General features: G+C 65.9%; 11 protein-coding genes. 9 read left to right on the top strand and 2 right to left on the bottom strand.

The window, feature by feature from the left end; translation table 11 throughout:
- Window positions 1-28 precede the first annotated feature (28 nt).
- Entirely contained in the window at window positions 29-916 is an 888-nt protein-coding gene (locus VMS96_07975) for a hypothetical protein (GenBank protein HVP43356.1), read from the bottom strand.
- Complete coding sequence (mutL, locus tag VMS96_07970; protein ID HVP43355.1) at window positions 916-2,916, bottom strand: DNA mismatch repair endonuclease MutL; 2,001 nt, start codon at window positions 2,914-2,916, stop codon at window positions 916-918. The genes VMS96_07975 and mutL overlap by 1 nt, the downstream gene beginning before the upstream one ends.
- 203 nt (window positions 2,917-3,119) lie before the next feature.
- Here mutL and VMS96_07965 point away from each other — a divergent pair, with 203 nt between their 5' ends.
- From VMS96_07965 to VMS96_07925, 9 genes are all read left to right on the top strand, one after another.
- Window positions 3,120-3,518, top strand: a complete 399-nt coding sequence (locus tag VMS96_07965) for a VOC family protein (protein ID HVP43354.1) — start codon at window positions 3,120-3,122, stop codon at window positions 3,516-3,518.
- A 210-nt stretch (window positions 3,519-3,728) separates the two neighbouring features.
- Window positions 3,729-4,310: a L,D-transpeptidase gene (locus tag VMS96_07960; GenBank protein HVP43353.1), complete on the top strand. Its 582-nt coding sequence runs from the start codon at window positions 3,729-3,731 to the stop codon at window positions 4,308-4,310.
- A 28-nt stretch (window positions 4,311-4,338) separates the two neighbouring features.
- On the top strand, window positions 4,339-4,557 hold the full coding sequence (locus VMS96_07955; GenBank protein ID HVP43352.1) for a hypothetical protein: 219 nt from the start codon (window positions 4,339-4,341) through the stop codon (window positions 4,555-4,557).
- A gap of 12 nt (window positions 4,558-4,569) precedes the next feature.
- Window positions 4,570-5,949, top strand: a complete 1,380-nt coding sequence (locus VMS96_07950; GenBank protein ID HVP43351.1) for an SPFH domain-containing protein — start codon at window positions 4,570-4,572, stop codon at window positions 5,947-5,949.
- Between the two features lie 118 nt (window positions 5,950-6,067).
- The gene (locus VMS96_07945) at window positions 6,068-7,282 is read left to right on the top strand and encodes a hypothetical protein (GenBank protein ID HVP43350.1); all 1,215 of its coding nucleotides are present in this window, start codon (window positions 6,068-6,070) and stop codon (window positions 7,280-7,282) included.
- Window positions 7,245-8,636: an ABC transporter substrate-binding protein gene (locus VMS96_07940; GenBank protein ID HVP43349.1), complete on the top strand. Its 1,392-nt coding sequence runs from the start codon at window positions 7,245-7,247 to the stop codon at window positions 8,634-8,636. The genes VMS96_07945 and VMS96_07940 overlap by 38 nt, the downstream gene beginning before the upstream one ends.
- Window positions 8,633-10,447, top strand: coding sequence for an ATP-binding protein (locus tag VMS96_07935; GenBank protein ID HVP43348.1), 1,815 nt, complete (start codon window positions 8,633-8,635; stop codon window positions 10,445-10,447). Before VMS96_07940 ends, VMS96_07935 begins: the two co-directional genes overlap by 4 nt.
- Window positions 10,440-11,843: a sigma-54 dependent transcriptional regulator gene (locus tag VMS96_07930; GenBank protein ID HVP43347.1), complete on the top strand. Its 1,404-nt coding sequence runs from the start codon at window positions 10,440-10,442 to the stop codon at window positions 11,841-11,843. Before VMS96_07935 ends, VMS96_07930 begins: the two co-directional genes overlap by 8 nt.
- 275 nt (window positions 11,844-12,118) lie before the next feature.
- A partial coding sequence (locus VMS96_07925; GenBank protein ID HVP43346.1) for a TldD/PmbA family protein occupies window positions 12,119-13,646 on the top strand: 1,528 nt, incomplete at its 3' end.

Below are 13,646 nucleotides of genomic sequence, written 5' to 3'. Positions count from 1 at the left end.
GGGCCGTCGATGGCAATGATGATCTTCCTCATGCTCGCTTGGTGTGCGGGCGGCGAGCGATCGGCTGACGGCGGCTGGCGGGAGTGCGCGGCGGCGTCACCTGCACCATGGAACGCGGACCCACCTGCAGGAAGCTGAGTTCGCGCGCTCCCAGCAGCGCGTTGATCGCCTCCCGCACCTTCGACCGCGGCACCAGGTGCCCGAAGAATTCCTCGACTTCCTTCTGCTCTGCCGCCACTACCGCATCCAGGTACTTCGAGAGCAGCGCCGACAGCGACTCCGGCACCGACAGGTGCGCGCCCTCGTTCACCGCCTCCGGCGCCCAGCGGAACAGCATGTCCCACGACGCCCCGTGCTCCGGGCTGTAGTCCACCCGGATGATCTTCAGCCGCGACCACAGCTCGTCCAGCGCCCGCTCCATGGCCGCGTCCGACAGCGCGCCTCCCAACCGGTCCCGCAGCCGCGTCTTGGCGATCGGCCCTTCCCGCTGGATCACCGCGAACGCGTCCCCCGCCAGCGGAGACAGCTTTGGGTCTTTCTTCTCGCCCTTTGGATTCCGGTCGCCCGCCAGCCCATAGAAATAAGGAAACACCGAGGCCGCCACCAGGAAGTTCGTCTCCGGAAAAAGATTGGCCTCGAAGGCCGACTTCTCGCGCAGTAGCCGCACCATCAGGTCGGTGGCCGGCTGCGACTCGGGATGCCGGAACGCGTCCTTGGCCAGCGGCAGGTTCTCTTCCTGCCCCAGGTACGCCCCGAAGAAGGTTGGCGCCAGCACCGCCGGGCGCGCCGGGTACATGGTGGCGAAACCCACGCTCTCGATGAACTCGCGCGCATCTTCGAGCGTGCGCACCGCCTGCTCCGGGGCCGCCACCCGCCACTTCTCCCGCCGCCGCTGATGCAGTTCTTCCTGGGTCATCAGATCCGCTTGAAAGCCTTCTTGATCTCCGTCACTGAGTATCGCAGAACCACCGGCCTTCCGTGCGGGCAAGACATGGGGGCGTCGCATTTCGCCAGCTCCCGGATCAGCCACTCCATCTTCTCCACGGTCAGCGCCATGTTAACCTTGATGGCCGCGTGGCAGGCGATGGAGGCGGCGATCTTGCCCCGGACTTTTTCCAGGTTGGTGGCCTGCTGCTCGCGCTCCACCTGGTCGAGCAGCTCGTGCAGCATGTGCTCGACGTCGCTGGCCTCGACCCCTGCGGGAGATGTCTTGACTGCCACGGTGCGCGAGCCGAAGGGCTCGGCGTCGAAGCCGTTGTGCCGCAATTCGTCGGCGATCTCGGCGAACACCGCCTGCTGCCCCGGGGTCAGCTCGATGATCAGCGGCATCAGCAGCCGTTGCGTCTCCACCTGCCGGCTGGCCTGTTGCCGCACCACTTTCTCGAACAGGATGCGCTCATGGGCGACGTGCTGGTCGATGATCCACAGCCCGGTCTCGTTCACCGCCAGGATGAACGAGTCGCGCAATTGTCCCAGCGGCTTCAGCGACGAAAGCGGAGGTACGTCGCTTTCCGGCACTTCGGGAATGACGCCGGCGCACTCATCGCCATTGCGGGCCTGCCCGCCCGGCCCGATCTCCGGCAGCGGCGCTCCTCCCTCCCACCTCGCCACGGGTAGCGCCGCATTGGCGCGTACCTCGATGGGCGTGTCGGCGAATTCCAATCTCTCATTCCTCGGCGCCATCTGTGGCGCGCGCAGTGAAAGCTCTTGCATGGGCCGGGCGTCCTCGCCCGGCATGGCTCCAGGTCTAAACGCCGCCTTCGCGGTTGGGCTGGCCGCAATCTCCTGGGTAAACTGCGGCACCGGACGCGCTTTCATCAGCGCCGCCCGCACTGAATCGCGCACAAAGTCATGAACAAAGCTCTGCTGCCGGAAGCGCACTTCGACCTTTGACGGATGCACATTCGCATCCACCTCCCCGCAGGGCAGTTCGATGAACAGCAGCACCACGGGAAAGATCGTCGGCGGGATGATGTTTCGATACGCCTCGGTCAGCGCGTGTTGGATCAGCCGGTCGCGGATCAGCCGCCGGTTCACGAACACGAAGATGGAATTGCGGTTGAGCTTCTGGATCTCGGGCTTGGAGACGAACCCGTGCACCCGGATCTCACCCGGCGCCGGCGCTTCGTAGTCTTCATCCCGCTTCCACGGTGGAGGCTGCGGCAGTCCCACCCGCTCCAGCGGCGCCTGCGCCGCCAGCGGGATGAGTTGCTCCAGCGTCTCCTTGCCGAAGACCTGGTAGATGCGCTCCGCCGAGGTCTTCACCGGCGCCGCCACCAGCATGGCGTTGGTCGCCGAATGCAGCTCGAAGTGCTTGTCGGGATGCGCCAGCGCGTAGTGCGTCACCAGCGCGGCGATGTGCCCCAGCTCCGTACTCTCGCTCTTGAGGAATTTCTTGCGCGCCGGCGTGTTGAAGAATAGGTCCTTGACCGTGATCGAAGTCCCCGCCGGCAGTCCCGCCTCTTCGACCTTCAACATCCTCCCGCCCGCGATCTCGATCACCGTCCCCGCACTTCTTGCATTGTCATCCCGAACGCCTTCAGGCGTGAGGGATCTGCTGTTCTCTTCCCTGGGCGCCGTCTCCAATCTCAGCCGCGACACCGACCCGATCGAAGGCAGCGCCTCCCCCCGGAACCCCAGGGTATGGATATTCAGCAAGTCCTCGGCGTCCTTGATCTTGGAGGTGGCATGGCGCTCGAAGGCCAGCATGGCGTCGTCGTGCACCATGCCGCAGCCATCGTCCTGCACCTGGATCAGCTTCTTGCCCCCGGCCTCCACCTGCACCCGGATGCGCCGCGCCCCGGCATCGAGCGCATTCTCCAGCAGCTCCTTCACCACCGACGCCGGGCGCTCGACGACCTCGCCGGCCGCAATCTTGTTTGCGACGTGCTCCGGAAGGACGTGGATCTTACCCACGCGAGATCCTTCGCGTGGCGTGTGCCCCGCTCAGGACGACCCTGCGGGTCGTCTTGTTGGCGACATGTTCGGGAAGGACGTGGATGCGGCCCATGGCAGTCGTCGGTCGCCGGTCGGCGGCGAAGAGACCGTCCGCAGATTAACCCAGATTTCCGGGACGTGCTATCGGGATTCGCTTAGGATGGCACCGCACGGAGGTCCCCATGATTCACGGCGTTCACGCCCTCATCTACACGGCGCAGGCGGACGCGGTCCGCGACTTCTTCCGCAAGACCTTGCGACTCCCGTCCGTTGACGCCGGCCAGGGCTGGCTGCTGTTCGCGCTGCCTCCCGCCGAACTGGGCATCCATCCCACCGACGGCAAGGGTTCCTACGACCTGTACCTGATGTGCGATGACCTGGATAAGACCGTCGCTACGCTGAAGAAGAAGGGCGTGAAGTTCGCCCGCGAGATCACCACCGCCGGCTGGGGCCGGGTCACCGCCATCGCCTTGCCCGGCGGCGTCGAACTGGGATTGTACGAACCCCGCCATCCAACTGCCATCGCTCCCGCGAAGAAGAAAACCGTCCGGCGCCGCGCGCCCATTCGTCGGCGGCGCTGACCTCCGGCCCGGCCCCCATCCCAACGAACGGCGCCAGTGTGTGCGTCCTGACACACCGTGCCCGCCAGACACGCCTTAAGAGTTCCCCGTCAGGACTAAGCCCTTCCCTTTCAACGTCTTCGACAACGGCTCCTTGAGTGCCATTCACTTGGTCGCAAGGCAATGAGAGAGGAAGCCGTGCAGCGACTCGACAGATGGCTCGGGAGATGGATGAGAGGGGGAAAGCTCATGTGGTACGTGGTGCTGGCGATCTTCCTGATGTCGATGCTTCTGGCGAAGGCCGTAGCCCAGGAGGAAAAGAACTTCGACCTGATCCGTCGCAAGGTCGAGATACGTCGCTCGATCGTGGTCAGTATTCCCGATCGCAAGCTGGCGCTGCTGGAGAACGACCGGGTAGTGAGGATCTACGGCGTCGCGGTGGGGGCCGACGGGAGCCCCAGCCCCATCGGGAGCTTCCGCATCTCGCAGCGGCTCACCAATCCCACCTATTACCACCCCCACGTGGTCATCCCCCCGGGTAAAGACAATCCGCTGGGCACGCGCTGGATCGGGCTGGGGCTGAAGGGATTCGGGATCCACGGAACCAATGCGCCCCGCTCGATCGGGCGCCGCGCCTCGCACGGGTGCATCCGCATGCGCCGGCCGGACCTGGAGGAACTGTTCGACAAGGTCAGGCCGGGTGATGTGGTCGAGATCCACGGGGAACGGGACGCGCAGGTGGCGGCGGTGTTCGGTGAGCAGCCGGCAGTGATGGCGCAGGTGCCGGCTGCCGTCAACGCCGGCGCGCAGTAGCAACAGAGAGTTCGGATCGGAGGATGTCATGAACGCGGTACTGGCAAATTGCGAACTGGTTGTGGTGGTCCTGCTGACCTTCTGCTTCGCCCTCCTGATGGAGCCGCTGCTCCTTCTCGGGGTGCTGACGCTGATGAAGCGGGGCATGCGCCGGCGGCGCCGGCTGGGCCACGACCGGGTGCTGGCTGAGCTCCAGCTGGCCGTGGACAACGTCAGGAAAACCAATCGGGCGTCGGACCTGAACTGAGGAGAGAACACTATGCTGCTACTCAAATACTTGCTGCTCGTCGGGGCCGCGGGGATGCTGGTCAGTGCCGCGGCCATGCTGCTGTACGATCTTTACCTCACCACCGAACATCGGCGGCGCCTGGAGCTGTTACCCGATGCGCCGCTCCCCATCCCACGGCTTGTCCGCTGGTGGCCGGCGGGACGGCTGGCCCTCGGGTCGCTGCTCCCATTGTTCCTCGGCATGAGCATCGCGGTCGTGCCCGCCGGCATGGCCGGGGTGCGTGTCAGCCAGATCTCGGGCACCCAGCACGGAACGCTCTACCCGGGCGTGCACTTCGTCCTGCCGTTCATCCAGCAGGTGGCCCTGTATGACGTCCGCGACCAGGTCTATTCGACGGCTGCCGCGGAACCGGGAAAGAAGAAAGACGAAGAGGCGGTCAAGAAAGGCGCGCTCCTGACCGTGCAGGCCAAGGAAGGCTTGCCCCTCGGGCTGTCGATCATGGTGCGCTACCGTCTGGACGCCGCCCGGCTCGACTACATCCACAACACCCTGCCGGAGGCGATCGGCACCGAGGTCGTGCAACCGGTCATCGGCAGCACCTTCCGCGGGATCATCCCCAACTACACCGTTCGCGACGTATTTTCGGTGAAGCGCGAAGAGATCCGCCAGCTCGCCGCCGAGCAGATCGCCCGCAAGCTGGGGGCGGACGGCATCCAGGTGAAGGAGGTCATGCTGCGCGACATCCAGCTCCCCCCGGAATACGCCAAGGGACTGGAAGGCCTGCTGCTCAAGGAGCAGGAGAACGACCAGATGGCGGTGCAGACCGAGATTCAGGCCAAACAGGTGCGCATCTCCGAGCTCCAGGCCGAGGCGCAGAAGGTGCAGCAGATCAAACGCGCCGAGGCCGACGCACAGACCCGCGTGCTGCAGGCCAAGTCGGAGGCGGACGCCATGCAGTACACCCTGCCGCTCAAGGAGAAACAGATCCAGCAGACGCGCCTGGAGGCGGAGGCCCGCAAGGAGGCGACGGTGAAGAACGCGGAGGCAGCGGCGCAGGCCAAGGTCATCGACAGCAAGGCCGAGGTGGAGCGCCGCAATCTGCTGTCGGAAGCGGAGGCGCGCCGCATCCGGGTCACCGCGCAAGCCGACAGCGAGCGCATGCGGCTGGAAGCCGCCGCCCTGCGCGAACAGCCGCTGCTCATCAACAAGATCATCGCCGAGCGGCTGTCGGACAAGCTGCAGATCATGATGGTGCCCGCCGATGGCAAGTACTTCTTTGCCAGCGACGTCCTCCGCGGCACCCTGCCCAAAGTCGACGAAATGGACGAGCAGGGACCGCGCAACGTCCCCCAGAACCAGCAGGAGGACGATCCTCCAGGCCCGCCGGCGGTCTTACGGGGCCGTCGCTAGCGGACCGCCCGGCCGCCGGGACCCGGATGGCGCTGCCTCGGCAGCGCCATCCGGCACCTCACCGAAAGCCATGAAATCTCAATGCTATAATCGGGCGCTTCCAGGCGAAATCCAACGGATGCGGTCCTCCTTTCTGTCGCGGCGCGCCCTTCTGGCCCTTCTGCCGGTCCTCCTCAGTATTGCTGCCGCGGCCCAGGACTGGTCCGCGCCGGCGCGCGAGCTGGCGGAAAAGATCGTCGCCCGGGTCCAGGCCCGCTCCGCGGTGACGGTGAGCTTGCGCAACCTGTCCTCCCTGACTCAGAACGACGCCGCCCAGGTACGCCGCGCGCTCGAGACCGAACTGCGGACCCGGGGTGTCCAATTGGTAGGCGCGGACCGTGCGGTGGACGAGGTGCGGCTCACGCTGTCGGAGAACGCGGTCGCATACCTGTGGGTGGCCGAGATCGGTCACGGTGATACCTGGGAAGTGGTGATGACGCAAACGCCTTTACCGGCAGTGCCCCAACGCGGCGGAACCGGCGTCAGCATCCGCAGAAGCCTGGTGTGGAGTCAGCCCGAGCCGATGCTCGACTTTGCCACCGCCGATCTGTCCGGCGGCTCGCTGCTGTTAGTGCTCGAACCGGACCGGCTGGTCCTGTACCGGCTGGCCGCCGGCCGCTGGACCAGAGAGAGCACGGCCCGCATCGCCCACTCCCAGCCACTTCCGCGCGACGTCCGCGGTCGGCTCCTGTTGCAGCGCGATGGCAGCTTCACCGCCCATCTTCCCGGCGCCCACTGTGAGGGAAACACCCAACCACAGCTGATGGCGAACTGCATCGAGAGCGACGATCCGTGGCCGCTCGGCGCGAGTGCGGACGGGCAGCGCGCCGTCTTCAACTCGTCCCGCCACTACTTCACCGGCGCCCTCGTCCCGGGGTTTGGCGCCCTGGCCAAACTGCCTCCTTTCTATTCTGCCGCCGCCCTCCGGGATAGCGCCGCCACCGTGTGGCTGTTCTCTCTGGTGGACGGGAGCACCCGCCTGGTCGGCGGCGGCGGAGAGACCGTAGGTGTCGTGGCCGGATGGGGTAGCGACCTTGCCGGCATCCGCAGCGATTGTGCGCAGGATTCGCTGCTGCTGACCACCCGCACCGGCGACAGCACGCGTCCCGATGCGGTGCAGGCCTACGGGATGGCGGCCGGCGAGCCGCAGGAGGCCGGACCATCCGCCGAGTTCGCCGGTCCCTTGCTCTCCTTGTGGACAAGCGGCGAGGGCGCCGCCGTCACCGCCATTTCGCGGAACCTGAGAACGAAGCAATATGAAGCGTTCACCTTTACTGTCGTTTGCGGCCATTAGCCTGGCGCTGTGCGCTTCCGCGCAGGCGGCCACCCGCCCCGCTTATGGCGGCACGCTGCGCGTGGAATCGAGTGCCTCCCTCAGTTCGCTCGATCCGGCGCAGGAGGGCGGCTTGTCCGCAGATGCGGGGCTTCGCAGCAAGGTCGCTTCCCTGCTGTTCGACGGCCTGGTGCGGCTGGACGAGAGCGGCACGGTCCAGCCCGCGTTGGCCACCTCGTGGCGGCACGACGCGGACTTCCGGCGCTGGGAGTTTGTGGTGCGGGAAGGCGTCAAGATGCACAATGGTTCCCGCCTGGACCCGCGGCTGGTCGTGATGTCGCTCGCCGCCGCCAATGGCGCCTGGAAGGTCCGCCTCGCCGGGAATGCTGTGGTCGTGGAAAGCGAGTCGCCGATGCCGGAGCTGCTCGCCGAGCTGGCCCGCCCGCGCTACTCCATCGTGGGGCGCGGCATCGAGGGCGCGCTGATCGGGACTGGGCCCTTCCGGGTGGCCGAATTCCAACCCGGCAAGCGGCTGCTGCTGCGCGCGAACGAGGATTGGTGGGCCGGCCGCCCTTACGCCGATGCCATCGAGATCACCTTCGCCCGCAGCTACCGCGATCAGAGCATCGATCTGCAGGCCGATCGTGCCGACGTCATCGAGGTGTCAGCAGACCAGGCGCGCCGCGCGGCCCAGGAGGGACAACGCCTGGCGACTTCCTCCCCCGTCGAGCTGCTGGCCATCGTCTTCTTGCCCAAGGTGCAGGACCAGCGAGTGCGGGAGGCGGTCAGCGCAGCCATCGACCGCGCCTCGCTCCACGGCATCCTCTTGCAAAAACAAGGAGAGCCGGCCGCCAGCCTGCTGCCGCAGTGGGTCAGCGGCTACGCCTTTCTCTTTCCGACCGCCCGGAACGAGGCGGCCCCTCAGCCGCAGCGCACCGGTTCTTCGGCGCAGGCCTTGACCCTGGCCTACGATTGGTCAGACACGGTGGCCAAGTCGGTCGCCGAGCGGGTGGCGGTGAATGCCCGCGATGCCGGCGTGACCGTCCAAGTCTTCGGGGAGAACCTCGGGAACCGGCCGGCGAACGCCGACATGAGGCTGGTGCGGGTGGTATTGCCGTCAGCGCGGGCTTCGGTCGCCCTGGCGGCGATGGCCGCCGACCTCGGCTACAAGGAGCAGGCGCAGCAGATCGTGGCCATGACCTCTCCGGAGTCTCTGTACTCCGCCGAACGCGCGCTCCTGCGCGACTTCGTCGTGGTTCCGCTGGCCTACGTGCCCGAAGTGCATGCGCTGGGGCCGCGGGTGCGAAACTGGGTGGCGCCGCGCCAGGGCGGATGGCCGTTGGAGAACGTCTCGCTGGTGCTGGAGAAGCCGTGAGTTTCCGGGCCAAGTTGCTGCTGATGTTCAGCGTCAGTGTCGTGATCGTGGTGGCGCTGGTGAGCGCCATCGTCTCCGCGACCCTGCGCCGGTCGTTCGAGCGTCTCGACCAGGAGCGGACCGCGGCCCTGGCCACCCAGTTCCGCAACGAATTCGCGCGTCGCGGACAGGAAGTCAGCCGGCGGGTCGCCGCCGTCGCCGAACGGGACTCCACCCTGCGCATGGCCGCCGACCTGGCCCGTCCGAATGCCGACTCGTCGCCCTATGTCAATGAAGCCGGCGCCGTCGCCACCGCCCAGCAGCTCGATCTCCTGGAGTTCGTGTCCTCGGATGGCGCCATCATCTCGTCGGCACAATGGCCGGCACGGTTCGGTTACAAGGAAGTCCTGCACCAGCTCGACGAGGCTGCGACGCAACCGGCGTTCCTCCGGCGCGAGGACGTCGCCGACGGCGCCATCCTGGGTCTGGTCGCGGCCCGTCCGGTGCGTGTGGCCGGCTCTCAGCTCTATGTGATCGGGGGCGAGCGCCTCGACAAGAGTTTCCTCGCCTCGCTCGTCCTGCCGGAGGGTGTGCGCGCCATGCTCTATCGCAGCACCGGCCCGCGCTTCGTGCCCTCCGCTGTGACCGACGCTGCCGGGCCGGTCCCGGGGGCCGATGCGCTCGGGCCGCTCGTCGCCGCAGTGCTGCGCGAGCGCCGCGAGTCGTCGCAGATGGTCCCCTCGACAAGCGATCTGGCGGGGGACGAGATGTTGCATGCCATCCCCCTCGCCGGCCGCGACGGCGAAGTGCTCGGCGTCTTCATCCTCGCCAGCTCGCGGCGGGAGCTGGTCGCCATCGAACGACATATCGGATGGGTGGCTCTGCTGGTGGCGTGCGCCGGCATCCTGCTTGGCATCCTGCTCAGCGGCTGGGTGGCGGCGCGGGTCACGCAGCCGGTGGACGAGCTGGCCGACGCCGCCCGCCAGGTCGCCAAGGGCAATCTGGATGCCCGCGTTTACACCACCACCAAGGACGAGCTGGGCTACCTGGCGGCGGCCTTCAATCGCATGACCCGTGATCTGAGCGACCAGCGCGACCGCCTGGTGCAGGCCGAGCGCGTGGCCGCCTGGAGAGAGCTGGCTCGCCGCCTGGCTCACGAGCTCAAGAACCCGCTCTTCCCGCTGCAGATCACGGTGGAGAACCTGGTGCGCGCCCGGGAGCGCGATCCGAGCCAGTTCGACGAAGTCTTCCAGGAAAGCACGCGCACCTTGCTGGCGGAGCTGGCGAACCTGAAGGCGATCATCGGCCGCTTCAGCGATTTCGCCAAGATGCCGGCGCCGCAGGTCCAGCGCGTGGACGTCAACCAGGCGGTGCGCAACGCGCTCAAGGTCTTCGAAGCTCGGCTCGCCGCCGGCGCCGGCGGCGCCCCCATCCGCTCCGAGACCGATCTTGACCCCGGGCTGCAGCCCATCGACGCCGATCCCGACCTCCTGCATCGCGCCCTGCAGAACCTGGTGCTGAACGCGATGGATGCCATGCCTTCCGGGGGGAATCTGGTCATCCGCACCCGCCAGAAGGACGCTGCCGTGCAGATCGAGGTCAGCGACACCGGCACCGGCCTCACCAAGGAGGAGTGCGACCGCCTGTTCACGCCCTACTACACCACCAAGCAGCACGGCACCGGGCTGGGGCTGGCCATCGTGCAGTCGGTGGTCAGCGACCATCACGGCAAGATCTCGGTGGAAAGCGAGCCGGGGCGCGGCACGACCTTTCGTATTGAACTGCCTGCGCGGATGCCGGAAACTGTGCTGGCGCGAGGCGCCGATGCCTAGTCCCGCTCCTCAGCAGGCCGCGAAGGTGCACCTGCTCATCATCGACGACGATCCCAACACCCTGGCCTCGCTGTCGCGCGCCTTCCGCCTGGCGGGCCACGAGGCCACCGTCTGCGACAATGCCGACCGCGCCCTCGAGCTGGTGAAGTCCCAGCCCTTCGACCTGATCCTCTCCGACGTGGTCATGCCCGACAAGGATGGGCTGGCGTTCCTCAACGAGTATCGCGGGCTGGGCATCGATACCCCGGTGGTGATGATGTCCGGGCAGGCGCACATCGATATGGCGGTGAAGGCGACCCGCCTGGGCGCCATCGATTTCCTGGAAAAGCCGCTTTCCTCCGAGAAGCTGCTGCTCACCATCGAGAACGTGGTCAAGCTCAAGCGCCTGGAGGAAGAGAACACCCGGCTGCGGGCCCGCGTGGGCAGGCATGAGATCGTGTGGGCTTCGGAGCCGATGAAGAAAGTGATGGCCCAGATCGAGCGGGTGGCGCCCACCGAGACCCGGGTCTGCATCCTGGGCGAGACCGGGACCGGGAAGGAACTCGTGGCCCGCACCTTGCACGAGCGTAGCGCCCGCAAGAACGGGCAGTTCGTGACCCTGAACTGCGCCGCCGTGCCCGGCGAACTGGTTGAGTCCGAGCTGTTCGGCCACGAGAAGGGCTCGTTCACCGGCGCCGCGGCCCGCCACATCGGCAAGTTCGAGCAGGCGCAGCGTGGCACCCTGTTCCTGGACGAGATCGGCGACATGCCCCCGCCCATGCAAGCCAAGCTGCTGCGCGTCCTGGAGCAGAACGAGATCGAGCGGGTGGGGGGCGACCGGCCCATCGCTGTGGACGTGCGGGTCATCGTCGCCACCCATCGCCGCCTCGAATCGCTGGTCGAGAAAGGCGCGTTTCGCCAGGACCTCTACCACCGCATCTACGTCTTCCCCATCAGCCTTCCGCCGCTGCGCGAGCGCCTCGACGACATCCCGGTGCTGGCCGAGCATTTCGCCGCCCAGGTCGCCGAGCAGAACGGATGGAAGGCGGCGCAGTTCGCGCCCGAGGCCATGGAGTCACTGAAGGCATACGGCTGGCCGGGAAACGTGCGCGAGCTGCGTAATGTGGTCGAGAGGCTCCTGTTGCTGGCCGGCGGTCAGGTGGTGGATGCGGAGCTGGTCCGCAGTTCCCTTCCCTCCTCAACCGGCCTCGAGGCGCCCGCAGCGTTGGGCTCGGGGCCGCTCTCCAGCCGCCTCGACGTCTACGAGAAGCAGATCATTCTCTCTGAGCTGAAGCGGAACCACTTTCACATCACCAACACCGCCAAGGCGCTCGGCCTGGAACGCAGCCATCTCTACAAGAAATGCGAGCAGCTGGGGATCGACCTTCGGCGCATGCGACCGGCCCAGACGGAGTAGCAACCCGGGCCTGAACTCCGAACAAATGCGGCCGGGGGGGTGCCGTTCAAGGACGCGCGAGGGCACGCGTCCTATTCTGCCGGGATCTGGCGTGCCTTGCAGCCTCCCTCGCGGGGCTTGACGCGGTAGAAACACCTTCCCCTTCAGTCATGCTGCATGGCACCAGATATCGACCCCGAGGTCCACAAACACGGTGGGACCAGTACCCACGTAACTAGCGGTCTCGATTCCGCTATGGATAAATGGTGCTGGTTCGACGCCATCAGGAGGGCCGCGTGCGATTTCGTCTGTGGTTCTGTCTTCTCTTGTTGATTCCTCTCCTTGGTTCTGCCCAGCAGACCTCCAACAACAACGATCCGGTCATGCAATCCCTCAAGCAGGAGTTGAACCGGTCCCACTCCGTCCTCAAGAAAGAAAAGGTTCCACCTTATTTCATCTCCTACGAACTCACTGATACCCGAACGATTGAGGTCGATTCTTCATTCGGCGCGCTCACTTCCACCACCGACAAGAAAACGCGACTGCTCGACATGGACCTGCGCGTCGGCGATTACAAGCTCGACAGCACCCACGCCGGTGGCCCGTGGAACTTTGCGGCTGTCCGCTTCGGCCAGGTCCGCACACAGCTCCCGATCGAAGATGGCGCGGACGCCCTCCGAGTCGCTCTTTGGCTCGAGACGGACCGTCAGTACAAAGATGCAGTACAGCGCTTCGAAGCCGTGAAAACCAGCCGAGAGATGAAGGTACCGGACGAAGACAAGTCCCCGGACTTCTCTCCGGCGCCGGCCCAGAACTACTCGGAAAATGTCGTAACAATCATCTTCGACCGCGCCGTGTGGGAAGAAAAGGCACGCCAGTACGGCCGCGCGTTCCGCAAGTATCCCGATGTTGAGGACGCCGATGTGACCGCTAGCGCGGAGACGACTACGCGCCGCTACATCAATACCGATGGCGCCGAGATCCGCACGTCGATGACTCTTTACAAGTTGTCCATCTCGGCTTCCATCAAGGCCGAGGACGGCGAGAACCTGCCGCTGATGCGCACCTTCATGTCCTTCACTCCCGAAGGTCTGCCCAGCGATGATGCCGTGCTCCGCACCGTGAACGAAATGGTCGACATGCTGCTCGGGCTGAAGAAAGCCCCGGTGGCTGAGGCTTACACTGGCCCAGCGATCCTTTCCAGCCGTGCCAGCGCCGTCTTCTTCCACGAAATCTTCGGCCACCGCATCGAGGGCGCCCGCCTTAAGGATGAAGACGACGCCCAAACCTTCAAAAAGAAGGTCAACCAGCAGGTGCTGCCCACGTTCCTCTCCGTCTACTCCGATCCGACCGTCCATCGGTTCGGCAAAACCGACCTGGTCGGCTCTTACAGCTACGACGACGAAGGCGTGAAAGCACGCCGCGTCGCGGTCGTGGACAAAGGCATCTTTAAGACCTTCCTTATGTCGCGCTCGCCCATCGAGGGCTTCTCTGAATCGAATGGTCACGGACGTCGTCAGCAGGGCTACCCCGTGGCCGCGCGACAATCCAACCTCATCGTTGAAGCTTCGAAGACGGTCTCGCGCGCCGAACTGAAGAACATGCTCATTGAGCGCGTTAAGAAAGCCAAGAAGCCTTACGGTCTGTTCTTCGACGATATCAAGGGCGGCTTTACCTACACCTCACGCGCTGTGCCGAACTCATTCAGCGTGATGCCCACCGTCGTCTACCGCGTCTATCCCGACGGCCGCGAGGAGCTCGTGCGCGGCCTCGATCTGATTGGCACTCCGCTTATCGCCTTCAGCAAGATTGTCGCTGCCGACG

The sequence above is a fragment of the Terriglobales bacterium genome (assembly GCA_035543055.1).
Classification (GTDB): Bacteria; Acidobacteriota; Terriglobia; order Terriglobales; family Acidobacteriaceae; genus JAIQFD01.
Note: the sequence above shows the minus strand (reverse complement) of the source record. Positions and strands in the feature narration are given on the sequence as shown.

Coding starts and splice junctions, on each gene's coding strand:
- VMS96_07975 (HVP43356.1), bottom strand. CDS start 916: ATGACCCAGGAAGAACTGCATCAGCGGCGGCGGGAGAAGTGGCGGGTG.
- VMS96_07965 (HVP43354.1), top strand. CDS start 3,120: ATGATTCACGGCGTTCACGCCCTCATCTACACGGCGCAGGCGGACGCG.
- VMS96_07960 (HVP43353.1), top strand. CDS start 3,729: ATGAGAGGGGGAAAGCTCATGTGGTACGTGGTGCTGGCGATCTTCCTG.
- VMS96_07955 (HVP43352.1), top strand. CDS start 4,339: ATGAACGCGGTACTGGCAAATTGCGAACTGGTTGTGGTGGTCCTGCTG.
- VMS96_07950 (HVP43351.1), top strand. CDS start 4,570: ATGCTGCTACTCAAATACTTGCTGCTCGTCGGGGCCGCGGGGATGCTG.
- VMS96_07945 (HVP43350.1), top strand. CDS start 6,068: ATGCGGTCCTCCTTTCTGTCGCGGCGCGCCCTTCTGGCCCTTCTGCCG.
- VMS96_07940 (HVP43349.1), top strand. CDS start 7,245: ATGAAGCGTTCACCTTTACTGTCGTTTGCGGCCATTAGCCTGGCGCTG.
- VMS96_07930 (HVP43347.1), top strand. CDS start 10,440: ATGCCTAGTCCCGCTCCTCAGCAGGCCGCGAAGGTGCACCTGCTCATC.